This is a genomic window from Opitutus sp., from assembly GCA_024998815.1.
In the GTDB taxonomy this organism is placed as follows: domain Bacteria; phylum Verrucomicrobiota; class Verrucomicrobiia; order Opitutales; family Opitutaceae; genus Rariglobus.
Genome location: JACEUQ010000002.1, coordinates 468,129 through 487,913, shown reverse-complemented (window position 1 = coordinate 487,913; position 19,785 = coordinate 468,129). Strand labels below are relative to the sequence as shown.

Below are 19,785 nucleotides of genomic sequence, written 5' to 3'. Positions count from 1 at the left end.
TCAGGGATTGGGCTTCAGGGTCTCGGCTACGCAGGCGCGCCAGGTTGGCAGGCGGCTTTCAATGCCGAGGCTGGCGAGGCGAGCGAGGTCGAGCGCGGTTTCGGCGATGCCGTCGATGGAGGTCAGGCGCTCGCCGACCAGTCCATGGGCGACATGCAACAGGGTGAGCGTATCGAGCGGTGCGGTGGCGGTGGCCTGTCCCGCGGGGGCGGGCAGCAAGCCGGGGCCGCGCAGGTGGCTGGCCACCGCCTCAACGATCGATTTGGGCAACCCCCACAAATCGAGCACGTAACCGGCGACCTCGGCGTGGGTTGACCCGTAGGTTTGCAGTTCGCCGTTGTACAACGGCTGGTGCTGGTTGCGTGCCAGGGCGATGGCGGCGCGCACTTGATCGGGCAGGTTTTCCGCCAACACCAGCAGCCCGCAGTTGTGCAAAATACCCGCCGTGAACGCCGCCTCCTGCTGCTCGCGCGGCAGTCCTTCCTCGTGGGCAATCCTCCGCGCCGCCGCCGCCGTCGCCTGGGCGCGCGCCCACAGCCGCTCGATCGACAGGCCGGCCCGGGTCGAGTGTTTGCAAAAATCGAATACCTGCACGCTCAGCACCATCGACTTCAACACCTCGACGCCGAGCAGGCTCACCGCATCGGCTACGCTGCGCACCGAATGGCCAAAGCCGAAAAACGAGGAGTTGGCCAACTTGAGGACTTTGGCCGTGAGGCCCTGGTCGGATTCCACCAGCCGGCCCAACGATTCCAAGTCGGTGCTAGGCTCGGCGATGGCCGTTAGCAGCCGTTGGTAAATCTCAGGCCGACTCGGCAGCAGCGGCAGTCGGTTAACCAAGCCGCGGGTACGGTCGTCGCCTACGCCTTGGCCAAGATTGAAGAGGCGCTGCACGGTGGTGCGCAACAACTCCGGGTCGCAGGGCTTGGAAAAATAATGGTGCGCGGTGTTCACGCACTGCACCAGCAGCTCGTGGTCGGCCTGCCCGGAAAGCACGATGCGCACGATCTGGGGCCGCAGTTGCACGACTTCGGCGAGCAGTTGCGCGCCGTTCATGCCGGGCATGCGCATGTCGGTCACCAGCACGTCGTAGTGGCCGCCGGCGAGCTTTTGCAGGGCTTCCGCGCCGCTGTTGACGCAATCCGCCGTCCAACTCTCCTCAAGCTCGCTAAACGCACGCCGCAGCCCGCGGAGCACCATCGGATCATCGTCGACGAAGAGGATGTGGTTCATGCGGGTGTGGGGTGACCGGGGGCGGTCGGATTGCCTATGACTGAGTTGGCGGCTCCAGCTTCGACCACAGCCACCAACGGGATTCGAATAAAAAACGTGGTGCCGCGCCCCAGCTCGGTTTCGAAGCTCAACGTGCCTTTATGCCGGTCGACGATTACCGAGCGCGCCAGCGCCAGCCCTTGGCCGGTACCTTTGCCGACCTGCTTGGTGGTAAAAAACGGCGTGAAAATGTGGCTGCGGGCGCTCTCGGGGATGCCGGCCCCGGTGTCGGCCACCCGCACTTCCGCCCAGCCTTCGGCCACTCGCGTGCTCACCGTGATGACGCCTTTGCTGCCGGGGGTTTTCGCCACGACGTCGCCGATACTATGCGCGGCGTTGACCACCAAGTTGACGATCACCTGGTTGAAATCTCCCAGGTGGCACGGCACTGCGGGCAGCGCGGGATCGAGGTGGGTCTGCATGTCGGCCACGTATTTCCATTCATTGCGGCAAACAATCAGGGTGTTCTCGATGGCTTGGTTGAGGTCGGAGGCGGTCAACGCGTCGCCACTGCGGTGGGAGTAACTCTTCATGGCGCGCACGATTTGGGTGATGCGCACCATGCCGTCGTGGGCGTCGGCCAGCGCCGAGGGTAATTCGCGGCGCAGGACTTCGAGTTTCACGTTGGGCAAGGTTGCCAGCCACTCCGCAACGTCGGGGGCCAAGGGCCCGCTTGCGTGCAGCGCGGCGAGCAGGCGGGGATGCGCCTCCAGCACCGGGTCGAGTTTAGCCACTCCTTGGGTGACGTAGGCGAGGTTGTCGGTGACGAATTGCGAGGGCGTGTTGATCTCGTGGGCAATGCCCGCAGCAAGCATACCGATGGACTCCAGCTTCTGCGATTGGGTGAGCTGGATTTGCAGGGTCGCGCGCTCCTCGTCGGAGCGTTTTTGCACCGTGATGTCGGTGGAAAGGCCGAAGGTGCCGGTGATGATACCGGCGGCGTTACGCAGAGGCAGTTTGCTGGTGGAGAACCAGCGCCGGGTGCCGTTGCGCTGGGTGATTTGCTCGATTTGGTCGATGATCGGGCGGCCGGTTTGACGAATGGACGCTTCGTCGTCGGCGCATTTGGCGGCATCGGCCGCCTGGTAGAAGTCGAAGTCGGTGCGGCCAAGGATCGTTGCTGGCTCGGCGCCGACGAACGTGGCCAGCGCCTGGTTGACCTGGATAAACCGGCTCTCGTTGTCCTTGAAATAAATCAGTGCGGGCACCGTTTCCATCAGGCAGTTCAGCAGCCAGCGTTCGTGGCGCAGCGCGGCCTCGGCGGCGCGGCGCTCGGTGATGTCCTCTTTACTGGCGAGGTAGTGGGTGATCACGCCGGCATCGGTCTTAATCGGGGTAATGGTGGCGGCTTCCCAATACAGCTGGCCGGCCTTGTTCATATTGTGGAAGACCCCGGACCAAGGCTCGCCGCGACTCAGGGTGGCCCACAGTTCGAAATAGGCCTCTGGCGAGGTCTCCCCGGATTTAAGCACGCGGGGGTTTTTGCCCAAAACTTCGGCGCGAGAGTAGCCGGTAAGGCGGGTGAACTTGTCGTTCACGTACTCGATGTCGCCGCGAGTGTTGGTGATGACGACGCTGGCCGGGCTTTGTTCAACGGCGCGGGAGAACAACTGGAGGCGCTCCTGGCTGTTTTTCAATTCGGTGATGTCCCAGTTCACGCCGATCATCTTGAGTGGTTGGCCGTGTTCATCGCGTTGAACGATGGCGCGGGCCCGCAGGTGGTGAACCGCGCCGTCGGGCCATGAAATCCGGAACTCGGTGTCGAACGGCCGGATGCCTGCGACTGCATCCTTAAGTTCCTCATATGCTTTGGCTCGATCGTCGGGGTGGAGCGCGTCTGCCCAGGAAGCGTAGGAATTGACCAGCGCATCGGGTGGCAGGCCGAAGATGCTGCGCATGGTGGCGTCCCACAGCAGCGTGTTGGTGCGCACGTCCCATTCCCAAATGCCGATGCCGCCGACTTGGTTGGCCAGAGCTAGGCGCGAGGCCTTTTGCTGCAACTCGCTCTCGGTGCGGCGCAGGTCGGTCAGCGCGGCTTCGGCGCGCTGCCTTTCGATCTCGAGCCGATCTGCGGTGAGTTTGCTCGCGGTGATATCGAGCTTGGTGGCCATGAAGCCGGTGAGCTGGCCCAGCTCGTCATGCAGCGGGATAACATCGAGGTTCACCCAATAATCCTGGCCGTCCTTGCGCTGGTTGCAGATGTCGCCCTGGAAACTCATGCCACGGTCAAACGCGGCGCGCATGGCCCGAATCGTGGCCGGGTCAGTGCGAACGGATTGCAAGAAGTCGCCGGGTTTTTTGCCAATGGCCTCTCTGGCCGTATAGCCGGTGATGCGTACGAACCCATCGTTTACCCAGGTGATCCGCCGCTGGGCATCGGTGAAAACGACGGCATTGGTGGTGCGGGTGGCGACCAGGGCGAGTTGCTCGGCATTGTTTTTGGCTTCAGCCAGATCGGCGGTCATGGCTTCGGCTAGAGCGCGGGCTTTTTGCGAGGTACGCTGGTAGCTGAGCAGCAGGCCGGCGACCAACAGGGTGAGGATGGGCCCGATGAGCGCAGCGCTATAAACACTCAGGCGCGAAGTCGCTTCGAAGTGTGTGCTGGGAGTGACGGACAGTTCCCACGACTCGTTGCGCAACTGAAGGGGGATAACGCGATGAAATCCCCTCGGCGCATGGGCCGTTGGTGCGCTAGCGCCAGCTTCGGCTTTTCCGGTTTGGAACACGGGTTGGCTGCGGTCGGGGCCGCCCAAAACATCAAAGTTGATCTGCTCGCTCAGCCCGCTGGTGAGGGAGGCGAGCAAGCGCGAGGCGCTCACCGGCAGGTAAGTCCAGCCCAGGAGCGCTGCGCTGCGCTCGTCGGCGGTGGCGGGCCGGCTACCGTTTCGGTAAACCGGAAAAATCATAAAAACCCCTTTGCTGGACGGGTCTTGTGGGTTGAGCAAAAGCGGCGGGGTAAAGGCGATTTCACCGCTGCGCATGGCGTGCTCAGCGGCCGCGCGAAGCCGTGGATCTTGCGCGAAATCAAATCCCTCGGCGGCTGCGTTCGGCGCCAGCGGGTGGATAAACTCAACAACGTAGAGTTCGGCTGCATCGCCCTGGCTTTTAAGTTGGAATCCCGGGGCGTCATCGGCGCGAGTGGCGACAAGGAATTCGGCCAGGTTTGCTCGCGGCACGCGGCGAATGAAACCGACGCCAAGGGCGCCGGGGAACTCCTCGGCGAGGTTGCGCTCGGCAATCATCGCGGTGAACTCGCCGCGTTCGACTGATTTGCTGGCGGGCCAGAGCGAGCGCGCGCCACGCAGCCCGTTCTCGCTATGATTAATGCAGCGGTGGATCTCGGCCTTCAGGTCCGCGCCTAGATGGTTGAAGTATTCAAAATCCCGCGAGCGGGCGACCTGTTCAGTCCACCAGGTGGCTGCGACACTGAGCCCGAGCCCGATGAGGATCACGCTGACTATGGGCAGACTGGCGCCACGCAGACGGGCGTGGCCCCGAGTTCCGCAGTTCGCTTTAAGCGGCAGGGCCGGTGCGAGCGGGGCGTGCACGGTTGGGTGCGCGGAATCGCGGGTCGCGCAGCCGGCAGGCGAGCTGGGGGCCGCAGAGGGGGTGGTTTTGGGCAGCATAACTGACGAGAGTAGGTCAGTTATCTATCGGCGCATTCGGTCGGTTACCTTAGGGCTAACTCGCAAAAAGCGGCCGCCCCCTCGTGGAATAAGCCCAGGTTTTAGGGGCTCAGTGGCTGGCTTAACCCGAACGCCGAAGTTTTAACCACGGAATTCACAGATGAGCACAGATAACAGAGTGTTACTGAATTTGAAGACAGGATGAAAAAAAGGGGATCACGCTGAGTCCTTTTACCTCCTAAGGGATTGTATCTGTGCAATCTGTGTAATCTGTGGTTGGTTTGAACTTCGGAATTCAGGCTTAAGACGAATCACGTACAAGTCGTGGGTTCCGGCACCTCGAGCTCACGCTCAAGGCCACGGGGAGTACATCGCTTGAGCCCGTACGGGGATCGTGGGGCCTTGCGCGTGAGCGCAGGGGTGGGCCAAGGGCTCCGATCTTCGACGCAGCGAATTCGCTTTAGGCCCCGAAAAACTGCGTCAACCAGGGGATCAGCCCCTCGATTCCGGCCAAGGTTTCGGGCGCGGGTTGGCCGGCGCGCCAAGCGTGGAAGGGGCGGGCGTCGCCGGTGGACAGGTCGTCCATGTCGTTGTGGATAACCGCATCCACGGTGCCGGCGGCAAACAGTTTGGCCACGGCCGCCGCGCGGGCCGGCGCATCGGCACCGGCGGTGAGTTTGAACCCAACGACCTTCAGCGGTCGGGGCGCGGCGTAGGTTTTTAACTCGGGTAGCAGCTTTGGCGTGGGCACCAGGCGCACCGTCAGTTCGGCGGCGTAGGAGGACATTTTACCCTCGTGAGTGGAGTCAGGGCGGTAGTCGGAGACGGCGGCGCAGTGGATAACCGCGTCATAGGGGTGGGCGGCATTGCCGAGACGGCGGCGCAGGGCGGCTTGCAGCGCTGCGGTGGAGGAAAACGACTCGGTGTCGGTCACGCGGCTGGGGCGCACGGCCGCTTCGCCGTGGAGAACCGTGACGGTGTGGCCGTGGGCGGCGAGGGCGTCGGCCAGCAGCGCTCCGGTGCGGCCGGTGCTGATGTTGGACAAAAAGCGCACCGCGTCGATGGGTTCGCGGGTCGCGCCGGCGGTGATGAGGATGTTCACGTGAAAAGGCAGGAGGATTAGCGGAGCGGAGCAGTTACACAGAGGGCACGAGAGGTGGCACGGAGGTCACGGAGGGCGGAGTTCATGGAGTTTACTAATGTACGGACGGACGAAATTCTTTAACTGGATCTAGGATTAACTCCGTGGACTCTGTGGTCCTCTAGTGCCCTCTGTGTAACCCTGCCTTGTCTCCCTCATGCGATCTTCGGCCCCAATTCGGCGAGGACGTGCATGACGAGCTGCTCGGGTTCAAGGAGCCGGCCGGCACCCTCTTCGCCGCAGGCCAGCGGGCCGCTGCCGGTGGGCAGCACGCGCACCCCAAGGCCGCCGAGTTTGGCAAGCGAGGCCTGAGTGAGCGGGTGTTCGAACATCGCGACGTTCATCGCGGGCGCGATCCACCACGGTTTTTTCTGCAGTTCCCACGCCAGGAACAGGCTGCCAACCAGGTCGTCGGCCAGGCCGTTGGCGAGGCGGTTGATCGTGTTGGCGGTGGCGGGGGCGACCAGCGCGAGGTCGGCCCAGCGGGCGAGGTTAATGTGTTCCATGGCCCGGCCCGGCTCCCACATGTCGCTGGCTACAGCCTGGCCAGTGAGGCCCTCCAGCGTCGCCTTACCGACGAATTGCAGCGCAGCGGGTGTGGCAACCGTGCGAACCTCGACGCCTGCCTGCACCAGCCGCGAAATCGCGAAGCAGGCCTTGTAGCACGAGATCGAACCAGTGAGGAAAAACAGCAGGCGGGGTTTGCGGGCGGTGGTCATGGGCGGAGCGGGGAGAGAACGGGGCGGAGTCGGAGGGTTACACAGAGGGCACGAGAGGTGGCACGGAGGTCACGGAGTAAGGCAGCGGTATGGGCTCGAAAAGTAGCGCAGACTTCCAGTCTGCTTGGGTGTAACGGGTTTCCGGATCTAAGCAGACTGGAAGTCTGCGCTACTTTTTGGGGCTTAGTAAGATTCTTTGGCGCTAGGGAAGCTGCCGTCGGCCACCGCGGCGGCGAAGCCGGCGAGGCCGCTGGTCACCGTGCCACCGGCGTCGGCGAACGCGCGCACGAAGCGCGGCGCAAACCCGGGGTTGAGTCCGAGCAGATCGTGAAACACCAGCACCTGTCCGTCGGTGTGCGGGCCGGCCCCGATGCCGATTACCGGAATTGCCAGCGCTACCGTGATGATTTTAGCGACTTCACTGGGCACGCATTCGAGCACCAGACCGCACGCACCCGCCTCGGCGGCGGCACGGGCTTGGGTGATGAGTGCCTCGGCGGCGGCCTCGGTTTTACCCTGCACCTTGTAGCCGCCCAGCGCATTGACCGACTGCGGAGTCAGCCCGAGGTGGACGATCACCGGCACGCCGGACTCGACCAGATGGTTAACGACATCGGCGTGGCCGTCGATGCCCTCGATTTTAACGGCATGGGCACCGGCGCGCATCAGTAGTACGGCGCACTCGACGGCGGGGGCGATGCCCTTGCGGGCAGCGAGGAAAGGGAAGTCGGCGATGATGAACTTGGTGCCGGCCAAGCCGCGGGCGACGGCGGCGGTGTGGCGCGCCATGATTTCGGGGGTGGCGGCGAAGGTCGTCGCTTCGCCATCGACGACGGTGGCAACGCTGTCGCCGACCAACACGCAGTCGACGGGTGAAGCAGCCAAAAAGCGGGCCTCCCACGCCGTGTAGGCCGTGGACATACTGATACGGCCCTGACCCTTGCGGGCCTTGAATTCGAGGACGGTTTTCATGCGAGGCGGGAACTCTCGCAGCTCGCCGGCAAAAGCCAACCCCGCTCTTGCGCGGTTTCGGCGATGCAAGCGCTGGGCGGTACAGGCAAGCGCGGGGCGCAGCACCTTAAGCTCACGCTCAAGGCCACGGTGAAGTGTCGCTGGCAGTGCCAAAGGGTGGTCCTGGGGCCCTTCCACGTGGCTGCCCCGACCGTTGAGCCCCTCCGTGTGGCCTTGAGCGTGAGCTCAAGGGGTTTGTGCGGGCCTGTTACAAAGCGGGCGTCAGCCAGACGTGGCGAATGCTGAGGCCCTTCCAGCCTTCCTTTGCGCCTTTAAACGCAAACGGGTCTCGCCCGCCTGGAGCGCGATTTCGCCGAGCGTCACCGTTTTCCACGTCTATCCCACGCCGGTCGAAGGTGTTCGCCAACGGGCTGTTTGTTAATGGGGTGAACATTGCCGCGCTCGCCGTAGTCGAGGGTGACGGCGAATCCGGAGCGGGGGCCGCTACGGCAAAGGCGCGCTGCACCTCGCGGAGGGGGGGCGTAGCCCACTTTCTCGTCGGGCCAGTTCGCGGTGTGCAAGGAGAGTTGCCCGATGAATACAGGCAGCTCGGGGCGCTTCCAGGCGGTGCGCAGTTCGGCGACGGTTGGCTTTTTTTGCGGGCCTCGTCCCTCCGAAAGGCATCACTGCCTTGGCGGTTTCGTCCACGACCACTTTCGCGCTCCCAAACAATGGGGTGACTGGAGTGGCGTCTGTTTTGTGGGCATCTGTGGTTGTGGTTTTTTGTCATTCACCCCCCCCCCCCCTACAATGAAGCGCTTTCGCGATTCCACTCCTGACTCAACTTCGGAAAAAACCTCGGCAGTTTGGCCGCGAGAGAACGCAAGGAGTGCAAAGAACAATCCCTGTATTTCTTTGCGCTCTTTCGCGGCTAAAAGGATCGAAGTTTTTCTTCGATTTGCAGCGCCGGCAGAAGCTCCAACTTAAATGTCACTGCCTACAAGTCCTGTCCGCCCGCGCCTTACTTGGCCGCCGTCGGGACCGTGCCGGCTTTGATCAGCACGAAGCTGTCGGGCTGCAGGTGCTTCTTAATCGTCGCATTGACCTGCTCCACTGTCAGCTCGGTTAGCTTCTGCGGATACTCGTCGATCCAGCTCAGCGGATACCCGCGGTTAACCGTCGCCAGCAGCGTGCCGGCCATGCCGTCGGTCGTGGCCAGTCCCACTTGAAAACTGCCGGCAAGGTTGGTCTTGGTGCGGCCCACTTCCACAGCGGTGACGCCCTGCTCATACCAGGATTTTAACTCGCGACGGGTGGCGGCGAGGCCTTTTTCCAACAACTCGGGCGAGAAATTCGCCGCAATGCGCCAGTCGCCGTTGGAGTAGCTGTCGTTGGAAACCCGCGAGCTGATCCCGTAGGTGAGGCCTTCTTGGTCACGCACCGTGGCCATCAGGCGACCGGTGAATCCGCTGCCCAAAATGGCCGTGGCAACACGCAGGGGCAGCGCGTCGGGATCGGCGTGGCGCAGGCCGGTGGCTTGGCCAAAAATGACGCTTACGTTGGGCTTGTCGGCCATGAACACGGTCTGGTCGCGGTCAACGTCGAGGTGAGTGATGGTGCGTGGATAATCGGGGCGTTTCACTCCACCCGTCCAGCCGGCGAAGGCCTTGGCGACCTCGGCTTGCAGGGTGGCGGAGTCGACATCGCCAACGGCAACCAACGTGAGGCCGGCCGGGCCGTAGTGCTTTTGGTGAAAGGCGCGCAGCTCGGCCACGGTGGCGGTCTTGACTGCGGCCATGAAGGCAGCCGGAGCCGGCTCGTAGTTCGGGTGGCCGAGAGGATAAATGGCGGCGGCGAAGGACTGGCCTGCGCGGTAGTTAGTCTGCTCTAGGGAGCGTTGCACGCGGCCAGAGATTTGTTTCTGGAGTTTGACCAGATCCTCATCGTTGAAGGCCGGGGCGCGCAGTTGTTCGGCCAGTAGTCCGATCACCAAGGGGAAGTCCTTGCGCAGGCATTTGCCGCTGAAGGACACCATGGTGTCGTCGACACTGAAGGTCAGGGTGGCGCCGACGGCGTCGAGTTGTTGGGCGATCGCGAACTGGTCCTGTGCGGTGGTGCCTTTGTCCAGCATGCCGCCAACTAAAGTGGCAATGGCGAGGTTGCTTTCGGGCGCGAAGGAATCGCCGGCCGGCAAAGCGCCGCAGAAGGTGACCACGTCTTTGACGAGGGTTTTGTAAGCGATCACATCGATGCTGGCCACCTGGGCCCGCACGGCCTGGTCGGCGACCCCGGCGTGCACAGCGGCGGCGAGCAGAAGGGGGGCGGCGGTGGCAAGAATCAGGCGGCGGGCAGCGGACGGAAAACGGAGGCAGTTCATGGTGTGAAAATCAGGGGTGGCGGGGGCGGGTGGGCGGAGGGGCGTCGGCTCGGTGGCGGGCTTTGGGGATCTTTCTCGTTCCTCTTTATCTTAATCGTTCTCCTTCCGGCTTCGATTCCGGCTGCTGCTGGTGCAGTACGCCTGACCCTGACGAAAGATTAAGAGAAAGAATAAAGAGAACGAGGCGGCGAGTGAGGATAACGAGAACGATTGCGGGCGGTTACGGGGTGATGATCTCCGGGGTGGACAGCGGGATAAACCAGCCGGTGGTGCTTTGGTCTTCGTCGAGGTACTGGTTGGCCACGCGTTTCACGTCGGCGGCGGTCACCTTGCGGATGGCTTCGTCGAGGGTGACATAGAGCGTCCATTCACCGCTGGAAATGTACTCGTTGAGGTTGCTCGCAATGGCGAAGGCGCCGTCGCGGGCGTAGGCCGAGGCGGCCATCAGTTGGCTGATTGCAGCGGCGACCTCGGCGTCGGTAACGCCGTCCATTTTCACTGTGTAAACCTCATCGAGCAGCGCGGTCTCGGCGTCCTCGGGCTTCACGTCGGGGGCTAGGCTTGCGTAAAGGGTGGTCAGCGCAGGATCACGGAAAAAGCCGATGTCGGCATTCACGTTGGTGGTGAGATTTTTGTCGGTGAGACCGCGGTAAAGGCGGCTGTTTTTGCCGTTGGTGAGGATGGAGCCGAGCACCTGGAGGGCGGGCATGTCGGGGTGGTTGGCAGCGGGGGTTTTGAAGGCGATGCCGACTACGCCGAGACGACCAGCGCGCTTGAGGGTGACGCGGCGCGGGCCGGTTTGGGCGGGCTCCTCGGTGACCACCTGCGGGATGGTGTGGGGCGCGCGCGGGATGGCGCCGTAGTGCTTTTTAACCAAGGCGAGGGCATCGTTTGCGTCGATGTCGCCGATGAGCGTGGCGGTGGCGTTGTTGGGCCAGTAAAAGGTGTTGTAGAACTCACGTAGTTTTTCGATGGAGACCTTTTCGATGTCGCTGCGCCAGCCGATCGTGGGGTGATGGTAGGGGTGGGCGATGTAGGCGACGGCGTTGATCTCCTTGTCGAGGGCCTGGATGGGGCTGTTTTCGCCGATCTCGAATTCGTTGCGCACGACGGTCATCTCGGGCTGGCGGTCGGACTCGCGCAGCCAGAGGTTGCGCATGCGGTCGGACTCGATGGCGACGTAGGCGTCGAGGTGGGCCTTGCCGAGGTTGGCGAAGTAGTTGGTGCGGTCCAGCCAGGTGGTGGCGTTGTAGGTCGCGCCGACGCGTTCGAGCAACTGGTCGATGCTGTTACCCTTGGCGCGGTTGAAGTTTTCCGTGCCCTTGAACATGAGGTGTTCCAGCAGGTGAGTGGCCCCGGTGGTGCCGCTCACTTCGTTGCGCGAGCCCACGTGGTAGGTGACCATGAAGGTCACCACGGGGGCGGAGTGGTCGGGCAGAACGAGGACGCGAAGACCGTTGGCGTCGAGGGTGTACTCCGAGATGCCGCCGAGGGTTTTGACGTAGGTGTAGCCAGCCACGCTGGCCGGTTCAGCTATGGCCTGCGGGGCTTCCGCTGCAGGCGAGGCACACGCGGAGGACGAACAAGCCTCGGCGCGCAGGGATACGGCGGGCAAAAGGACCAGACAAAGCAGGAGGCGGGGATTCATGCAAAAAGACGAGAGTCTGTGGGATGCGGGGTGAAATTAAAAAACACAGGCAGGCAAGGCGATCGCGGGTGCGGGTGCAAGCGGGGAGGTTTCGGATTTGGTCTTTCATTGGCCCGTTCGGCCGCTACGGTCCCAAGCATGAGTAAACTGACGCAGAAGACGGCGGCCAAGGTTGTTAACCCAGAACGCACGCGCCTGGCCGAGGATGAAGCGCGTACGATGAACTGGAAGCGTTGGGGCCCCTATCTCGCCGAGCGCCAGTGGGGCACGGTGCGCGAGGATTATTCGCCCGACGGCGAGGCCTGGGGCTACTTCAGCCACGAACACGCGTGCAGCCGCTCCTACCGCTGGGGCGAGGACGGCCTCATGGGAATCACCGACCGCGAGGGGCGGTTGTGTTTCTCGGTGGCGCTGTGGAACGGCCGCGACGCGCTGCTCAAGGAGCGTCTCTTCGGTCTGTCCAACCCCGAGGGCAACCACGGCGAAGACGTGAAGGAGGAGTACTTTTACCTCGATGCCACGCCGACCCATTCGTACCTGAAGGGACTTTATAAATACCCGCAGGCCGCCTTCCCCTACGCGGCGTTGCGCGAGGAAAATAAGCGCCGCAACCGCCTCCAGCGCGAGTTCGAGTTGGTCGACACCGGCGTGTTTGACCAGTCTCGCTACTTCGACGTGCAGTGTGAATACGCCAAAAACGCGCCCGACGATATCCTCATTCGCATCACCGTGACCAATCGCGGCCCGGAGGCGGCAAGCGTCCACGTGTTGCCCACGCTCTGGTACCGGAATTTCTGGTCCTGGGGCAGCAACCACGAGGGCTGCGAGGTGAAGCCGCACCTAGCCGCCACCGGCCCGCAAACGGTTGCCTGCGACCACGCGACCTTGGGCCGCTTTACCCTCCAGCAGGAGGACGCCGTTCCGCTGCTGTTTACCGAAAACGAAACCAACACGCAGCGTCTGTTTAACTCGCCCAATGCCACGCCTTACGTGAAGGACGCGTTTCACGACTACGTGGTGCGCGGGATCACGGCGGCGGTTAACCCGCTCCAACGCGGCACCAAATGCGCCGCGCATCACGAGGTCACGCTCGCCGCCGGCGAGGCGCGGGTTTTTCGCCTGCGTCTGCACTCGGCTGATACGGCCCTCGCTCCGGCCAAGGGCGCGGTTTTCGGCAAGAAATTCGATGCGGTGTTCGACGCCCGCCTGGCCGATGCGGATGTGTTTTATGGCGACTTGTTGGCGGGCGTGAGCGAGGAGAAAGAGCGCGTCGTGGCTCGGCAGGCCTACGCCGGGCTGCTCTGGTCGAAACAGTTTTATCACTACGTTGTTAAGGAGTGGCTGGAGGGCGATTCGGCCATGCCGCCGCCTCCCGAAGAGCGCAAAAACGCCCGCAACGCCGAGTGGGCACATCTGTTTAACCGCGACGTTCTCTCCATGCCTGACAAGTGGGAATACCCGTGGTTCGCCGCCTGGGATCTGGCCTTCCACATGATCCCCTTCGCCAAGCTCGACCCCGATTTCGCCAAGCATCAGCTCAACCTGCTGCTGCGCGAATGGTACATGAGCCCGAGCGGGCAGATTCCGGCCTACGAGTACAATTTCTCCGACGTGAACCCGCCGGTGCATGCCTGGGCCTGCTGGCGAGTGTATAAAATGACCGCACCGCGCGGGAAGCGTGACCGCAAGTTCCTTGCCAGCGTTTTCCAAAAACTGCTGCTCAACTTCACCTGGTGGGTGAACCGTAAAGACCCGCACGGCAAAAACCTGTTCGCCGGCGGCTTCCTCGGCTTGGACAACATCGGTGTGTTTGACCGCTCCCGGCCGCTGCCCGCGGGCGGTACGCTCACGCAGGCCGACGGCACGGCGTGGATGGCCTTCTACTGCTCGACCATGCTGGCCATGGCGCTGGAGCTGGCCGATGGCGACCCGGCCTACGAGGACATCGCCTCGAAATTCTTCGAGCATTTCCTTATGATTGCCGACGCGATGAACCACCTCGGCGGCACCGGCCTGTGGAATGAAGCCGACGGGTTTTATTACGATCAGTTGGTGCTGCCCGGCGGCCACACCGAACCGGTGCGCTTGCGCTCGATGGTCGGGTTGATCCCGCTCTTCGCTGTGGAGTTCATCGACCAGGACCGGCTCGATGCGCTGCCCGGTTTCGCCAAACGCACGCGCTGGTTTTTGAAAAACCGTCCCGAGCTCGCGCGGCAAATCTCGTACCTCGCCGCCGACGGCTGCGAGAGCAGTTTGCTTCTGCTGGCGATCCCGACGCGGGCGCGCCTGGAGCGAGTGCTCAAACTGGTGCTCGACGAGACGGAATTGCTCGCGCCCCACGGCGTGCGTTCGCTCTCGCGCCGTTACGCCGACCAGCCCTACGAGATGCACCTCGGCGGGGAATCCTACCGGGTTAACTACGTGCCGGGCGACTCCGACACCTGGCTGTTTGGCGGCAACTCGAACTGGCGCGGGCCGATTTGGTTTCCGCTCAACTACTTGCTCATCGAGTCACTGGAACGCTACCACCACTTCTACGGGGACACGATGAAACTGGAGTTCCCCACCGGCAGCGGACGGCTGCTCAACTTGGCGGAAATCGCCGCCGAACTCGGGCGGAGGCTGGTGTCGTTGTTCACCCCGGATGCCGCCGGACGGCGCCCGGCCCTGGGCGATGATGCGCGCTTCAGCGGCGATCCGCACTGGAAAGAGCTCGTGTTATTCCATGAGTTTTTCCACGGCGACACGGGGGCCGGGTTGGGTGCCAACCACCAGACCGGCTGGACCGCGCTGGTGGCGCGCCTGATCGAGCAGTACCCGACGGAGCCGCTCTAAGGCGGAGCGGGGCGATTCCGCTCTTTCTCGTTCCTCTTTATCTTGATCGTTCTCCTTCCGAATCCGGCGCAGCTCGTAAGTGGCCTGATTCGGAGTTCCTGACGAAAGATTAAGATAAAGAGTAACGAGAACGATGTCGGCTGTGGGAGCCGCGTGGCGGCGGCCGCCCCCGCTCTGCGCACTGTCCTCACACGCTAAAGCTCTCGCCGCACGAGCAGCTGGCCTTGGCGTTGGGGTTGGAAAACTTAAACCCTCCCGCGATCAGCTTGGTCGAAAAATCCAGCTCCGTGCCCTTGAGGTAGAGCGCGGTTTTGGCATCCACCAGCACCGCCACGTCCGCGCTGCGCACCAGGATGTCGCCCTTTTTGGGCTCTTTGACGAAGCGCAGTTTGTAGCTCAGCCCGTTGCAACCGCCGCCGCTGATCGCCACGCGTAGGAAATCGCCCTGCTGTTCTCGAGCGATCAGCGCCCGTGTTTTCACGCCGGCCGCCTCGGTCAGGCGCACCAGGTTTTCGTTCCCCGCTCGCACGCCTTCCGGCAGCGCGCTCGCAGGCGCGGAAACGGCGTCAGCGGTGGCGGCGGCAGGGGTGAGTGGCGTGGCGGTGGAGTCGGACATGGCGCGACTATCGCCCAAGTCGCCGCGTAATCAAGCGCCGCGCAACCGTCACCGCGTTGGCAAAACTGGTGCCGCTTGCCACGCCTTTGCCGGCGATGCCGTACGCGGTACCGTGGTCCGGACTGGTGCGCACAAAGGGCAGGCCGAGCGTCACGTTCACCGCCTCGTCGAAATCCACCGTCTTGAGCGGGGCTAAGCCTTGGTCGTGGTAAAGTGCCACCACCACGTCGAACTCTCCTTTTAACTGCCGCGCGAACACCGTGTCGCCGGGTAACGTCCGCGAGAGTCCGGGAAACTCGCCGCGCAACGTGTCCAGAATCGGGTCGATCGTGGTGAGCTCCTCCGACCCGAGCAGGCCGTCTTCACCGGCGTGGGGGTTGAGTCCGCACACCGCGATGCGCGGCTGGACCACGCCCTCGGCCCGCGCCAGCGCGTCGGCCGCGCGCACCGTGCGCTCAAACGTTGCCGGCGTCAGTTGCGTGGGCACATCACGCAGCGGCAGGTGCCAGCTGAGCAAGACCACGCGCAAACGTCCGCCGCAAAACGCCATGACCGGATCCCCGCCCCAGCGCGCGGCGAAAAACTCGGTCTGTCCAGGAAAGGGATACCCCACCGCCGCCAGGCGCGCCTTGCTGACCGGACCGGTGACCACGCCGGAAAACCGCCGGTCGCGGCACCCCGCCGCCGCCAGTTCCATCGCCGCGAGCGCCACGCGAGCGCCCGCGTCGTCGGGCGCGCCGAGGGTGGCCGCGTAGTCGGCCGGCCCCACCGCGATTTTTTCCACGTCGGCCGGCAAGCCCGCCAGCCAGCGGGCCGGGCCGATCACGGCGACCGTGTCCGCCTGCGCGGCAAGGGAGGCCGTTTGAGTGGCATGGGCGTCCCGCCCATGGTTTTGATCCGAGCGCGCCGCCAGCCACGCGGCGATGATCTCCGGGCCGACCCCCGCCGGGTCGCCGCAGATGAGCGCGAGCTTACTCATCGTTGCCAGCGCTCAGTCCGCGATCGGCGCGGGCGAAGCCGCGTTTACCGCCCGCGAAAAACTCCAAAAAGCTGCGTGCCTCCGCGGTCTCATAGTCACCGTTGGCCAGTGCTGTGGCGGCCAGCGTGCGGATGTTGCCCAGCCCGAAATACACCGCGCGGAACGCCAGCTTCAGCTCACGGATCGCGGCGCGGGAAAAGCCGCGGCGTTTCAGGCCGACCAGGTTGAGCCCCGACACCTCGTCGCGCTCGGCATTGATGGTGAACGGCGCCAGGTCGCGCGAGATGCGCGACAGTCCGCTGATCATCGCACTCTCGCCGATGCGGCAAAACTGGTGGATGCCGGCGCCGCCGCCGATGAAGGTGAAACTGCCCACGTCGACATGCCCGGCGAGCATAACGTTGTTGGCCAGCACCACGTCGTCGCCCAGTGCGCAGTCGTGGCCAACATGGCTGTTGGCCATGAGGAAGCAGCGCTCGCCGATCACGGTGGCTTTACCGGCATGAATAGCGCGGTTGAGGGTAACGTTTTCGCGGATCACCGTGCCCGCACCGACGCGCACAAAACTGGGCGTGGCGCGGTCAAACTTCAGGTACTGCGGGTCGCCGCCGACCACCGCGCCCGGGTGCACGACCACGCGGTCGCCGAGCACGGCATGGCGGGTGACGATGGCGCGGGCCATGATCTCGCAGTCGGCGCCGAGTTGTGCGCCGTCTTCAACGAGGGCAGTGGGATGGATGAGCGTGGGCATTGGGCTTTGGTTATACTGGCGATGTTAGGGGCGCGGGAGATGCGTCGATAAGCGCGGCAACGCGGGTGTCAGACCGCGCCGACTTCGCGGAAGCTGGCCTCGGCTAAGGCCGGGTCGATGTCGCCCTGGGTGGCGGCCAGACCGAGGGATTTGAGGACGACGAAACGCAGGGCGCCGGCGCGGACTTTTTTGTCGCGGGCCATGGCGGCCAGTAGCGGGGCGAGCGGCAGCGGCGCTCGTAGTCGCACCGGCAGGGCGTGGGCGACGAGCACGGCCTCGATGCGCGCCACTTCGGCGGCACCGATGTAGCCAAGTTTTTGCGACAACCGCGCCGCTCCCGCCAGGCCGATCGCGACCGCCTCGCCGTGGAGGTAGTTGCCATAACCGGTGACCTGCTCGATGGCGTGGCCGAAGGTGTGGCCGAGATTGAGGAGTGCACGGCCGCCATCCTTGGCGGTTTCATGTTCGTCGGCCTCGACGACACCGGCCTTCAGCGCGCAGCAGCGGCGGACCACCTCGCCGAGCTCGGCGCTCGTGACCGTGAGCGGGCGGGCTTCGAGTTGGGCGAAGAGCGAGGCGTCGCCCAACAGACCGGTTTTGATGACCTCGGCCATGCCGGCGGCGAACTCGCGCGGCGGCAGCGTGCCGAGTAGGCCGGTGCCGATGAACACCCCGCGCGGTTGATGGAAAGCGCCGACGAGATTTTTACCAGCCTTGAGATTGATGCCGGTTTTGCCGCCCACCGAGCTATCGACCATGGAAAGCAGGGTCGTGGGCACTTGATAAAAGGCGATGCCGCGCAGGTAGGACGCGGCTGCAAAGCCGGCCAAGTCGCCGATGACGCCGCCGCCGGCTGCAAAGAGCGCACCGCCGCGGTCGACCCGGTGTTCGGCAAGAAAATCGAGCACACGCCCGAGCTGGGGGAGCGATTTGGTTTCCTCGCCCGGTTCGAGTACGAGGGTGGGTTGGCTGCCGAACATGGCTTGCAGCGCATCGGCCTGGCTGCGCGCGAGGTTGCGGTCGGTGACAACGACCACCTTGCGACCGGCGGCGGCCAGCGCGTCGATTTGGGTGCGCACGGCGGCGGCCACGTCCTTGCTGAAGTGAATCGGGTAACTGCGATCGCCGAGGTTAACTGTGAGGCTCTCAACCATGGCGGTGGGTTAAACGGGAGCACGTGCCGAGGGTCAACCTTCCGCGCAGCCCCGCACTTGCCGCAGGGAAAGTAGCGCAGACTTCCAGTCTGCCTCCGAGCGGTTCGGCTTAAGCGGAGCAGACAGGAAGTCTGCGCTACTTTTTTTGCCCATCCCGAGCCCTCACTTCTCGGCGTCGCCGTCGAGACGCTGCGGGCGACCGGGCAGCAGCGCCTCGACGTTAAGGCGGATCGATTCGAGGTTTTCGCGGATGAGCTCGCCCATCGACTCGCAGCTCAGGTACTCCTCGCGGCCGTAGTGCTCGGCGAGCTCGGCGCGCAATTGGTGGATGTTTTCGATCGGGGCGATCGGATCTGCCGACATCGCCGCGAGCAATCGCTCCAAGCGGTCTTCGATGATCGCCGCGCGTTGCAGGATAATCACCTGCTCCTCGCGCTGATACTGTTGGGCGGTTTCGATCCGCAGGTGCTTCACACAAAACAGCGCCAGCGGCTGGTTGCCTTTGAAAAACTGCGGGCGGTACAGGTTCATGCGGCCCTCGTAACTTTGCTGGTCGAAGTCCATCGCCCGGATCCGCAGCTGCGCCCCTTCGAAATCGGGCGTGAGCACCACCACGAAGTTGTAACTGCGCATGTCACCGAGTAGGCGCACGAAGGAGCGCTCGTTAAACTTCACCAGCTCCTTGGCCAATCGGATGGGGCTAATTTCAGGGCTGCCCAGCCAGCGGTCGATGAAGTCGTTGCCGGGAATGCCCGCGATGTGCTCCTCAACGAGGGTGTCGCCGTAGTTGAGGTAATTGAGGCGGTTGGGCGAGAGCAGGTGCTCGAGTTCCAGCCCGTAGATGCGCGAGGCGTCGCCACGCTTGATGTAGAAATAGTCGGGGTTGTCGTTAAAGGAATTCACCACCCGGATACGAAACGGCATCGAGTTGCCGTAGGAGCAGAAGTCGATGCGATCGACGTAGAGGTGTTTCATCACCGACAGGTCGCCGGCGACGCGGATCAGGGCGTACATGCGCTTGAGGTCCTCGTGGAGCGACTCCATCTCGAAGCGGTCGTAAAAGACGCTCTCCCACAACGAGGCCTTGCCCTTGGCGTCGGTGAGCGGGACAGAGTCGACGAAGCGGCGCAGGCGATCGTAGGTGACGGGCAACTCGCGCTCGCGCCGGTAGCGGCGCAGGTAGGCGTGCAGCCCGGCGCTGATCGGGAAGCTGGGTTTTTTTTGCTGCGGACGCAGGGCCGCCAACGGCTTTTCTTCCATAGTGCCGGTGAGCATGCGTAAGCCCGGGTGACGCTGGCAACGCCGGAGGTGGGCGGGTCACAATTGTCGGCACGGTCATGAGGGAAATAACGTTTGCGCCTTTCGACTGGTCTCTGCCGCGCCGTAGCTTAGCCTCCTAGGCCATGATCCTGTTCGCCGCCACCACGCTCGAAAAACTCAACGAAGTCCCCCGCCAGGTTTGGCTTAACATCGGCCTGGGTGTGCTGATTTTTATCGTCGGCTTTATGGTGCTCCGCGCGGTCGCGCAGATGAACAAAATCATCCTCTGCATCCTTGTTTTCGTGGTGATGACGGTGGTCGGCTTTAATTGGGTTTACTCGCGCAACGAGCCCAAGTTCCTCACCCCGGTGGTCGATAAAATAGCCCCCTTCTTCCCCTCCGGCGTGGAAACCAGCCCGAAGGCTAAGAAGTATGATCAGGTCATCGGGCGCTGAG

14 protein-coding genes are annotated in these 19,785 nt (G+C 63.6%); 2 read left to right on the top strand and 12 right to left on the bottom strand.

Going from position 1 to position 19,785, the window contains the following annotated elements:
- The 7 genes from H2170_09945 to H2170_09915 all read right to left on the bottom strand — a co-directional run bounded on the left by H2170_09945 (position 1) and on the right by H2170_09915 (position 11,734).
- The gene (locus H2170_09945; GenBank protein MCS6300407.1) at positions 1–1,233 is read right to left on the bottom strand and encodes an HDOD domain-containing protein; all 1,233 of its coding nucleotides are present in this window, start codon (positions 1,231–1,233) and stop codon (positions 1–3) included.
- Positions 1,230–4,898 carry a PAS domain S-box protein gene (locus H2170_09940; GenBank protein ID MCS6300406.1) on the bottom strand — a complete coding sequence of 1,223 codons (3,669 nt, stop codon included), beginning with the start codon at positions 4,896–4,898 and terminating at the stop codon, positions 1,230–1,232. The genes H2170_09945 and H2170_09940 overlap by 4 nt, the downstream gene beginning before the upstream one ends.
- Before the next feature lie 460 nt (positions 4,899–5,358).
- A complete protein-coding gene (locus H2170_09935; protein MCS6300405.1) occupies positions 5,359–6,000 on the bottom strand; it encodes a DNA/pantothenate metabolism flavoprotein in 642 nt (213 codons plus the stop codon).
- A gap of 194 nt (positions 6,001–6,194) precedes the next feature.
- Positions 6,195–6,758: a phosphopantothenoylcysteine decarboxylase gene (locus H2170_09930; protein MCS6300404.1), complete on the bottom strand. Its 564-nt coding sequence runs from the start codon at positions 6,756–6,758 to the stop codon at positions 6,195–6,197.
- Positions 6,759–6,941: 183 nt separating this feature from the next.
- Positions 6,942–7,730, bottom strand: coding sequence for a 3-methyl-2-oxobutanoate hydroxymethyltransferase (gene panB, locus H2170_09925; protein ID MCS6300403.1), 789 nt, complete (start codon positions 7,728–7,730; stop codon positions 6,942–6,944).
- A gap of 1,000 nt (positions 7,731–8,730) precedes the next feature.
- Positions 8,731–10,086, bottom strand: coding sequence for an insulinase family protein (locus H2170_09920; GenBank protein ID MCS6300402.1), 1,356 nt, complete (start codon positions 10,084–10,086; stop codon positions 8,731–8,733).
- Between the two features lie 220 nt (positions 10,087–10,306).
- Entirely contained in the window at positions 10,307–11,734 is a 1,428-nt protein-coding gene (locus H2170_09915; protein MCS6300401.1) for an insulinase family protein, read from the bottom strand.
- Positions 11,735–11,872: 138 nt separating this feature from the next.
- On the opposite strand from H2170_09915, the gene H2170_09910 reads away from it, so the two are divergent.
- Positions 11,873–14,569, top strand: a complete 2,697-nt coding sequence (locus H2170_09910; GenBank protein ID MCS6300400.1) for a glucosidase — start codon at positions 11,873–11,875, stop codon at positions 14,567–14,569.
- A gap of 187 nt (positions 14,570–14,756) precedes the next feature.
- Here H2170_09910 and H2170_09905 read toward each other — a convergent pair whose 3' ends face one another.
- The 5 genes from H2170_09905 to H2170_09885 form a co-directional block, all read right to left on the bottom strand.
- Positions 14,757–15,185, bottom strand: a complete 429-nt coding sequence (locus H2170_09905) for an iron-sulfur cluster assembly accessory protein (protein ID MCS6300399.1) — start codon at positions 15,183–15,185, stop codon at positions 14,757–14,759.
- Between the two features lie 7 nt (positions 15,186–15,192).
- Positions 15,193–16,164, bottom strand: coding sequence for a 4-hydroxythreonine-4-phosphate dehydrogenase PdxA (pdxA, locus tag H2170_09900; GenBank protein ID MCS6300398.1), 972 nt, complete (start codon positions 16,162–16,164; stop codon positions 15,193–15,195).
- Positions 16,157–16,915, bottom strand: a complete 759-nt coding sequence (lpxA, locus tag H2170_09895; GenBank protein MCS6300397.1) for an acyl-ACP--UDP-N-acetylglucosamine O-acyltransferase — start codon at positions 16,913–16,915, stop codon at positions 16,157–16,159. Before lpxA ends, pdxA begins: the two co-directional genes overlap by 8 nt.
- A 68-nt stretch (positions 16,916–16,983) precedes the next feature.
- The gene (aroB, locus tag H2170_09890; GenBank protein ID MCS6300396.1) at positions 16,984–18,069 is read right to left on the bottom strand and encodes a 3-dehydroquinate synthase; all 1,086 of its coding nucleotides are present in this window, start codon (positions 18,067–18,069) and stop codon (positions 16,984–16,986) included.
- 162 nt (positions 18,070–18,231) lie between these two features.
- Positions 18,232–19,329 carry a hypothetical protein gene (locus tag H2170_09885; GenBank protein ID MCS6300395.1) on the bottom strand — a complete coding sequence of 366 codons (1,098 nt, stop codon included), beginning with the start codon at positions 19,327–19,329 and terminating at the stop codon, positions 18,232–18,234.
- Positions 19,330–19,472: 143 nt separating this feature from the next.
- Between H2170_09885 and H2170_09880 the strand changes: the two genes are divergently transcribed.
- Positions 19,473–19,784 (top strand): hypothetical protein, encoded by a 312-nt coding sequence (locus tag H2170_09880; GenBank protein ID MCS6300394.1) that lies wholly within the window; start codon positions 19,473–19,475, stop codon positions 19,782–19,784.
- Position 19,785: the final 1 nt, after the last annotated feature.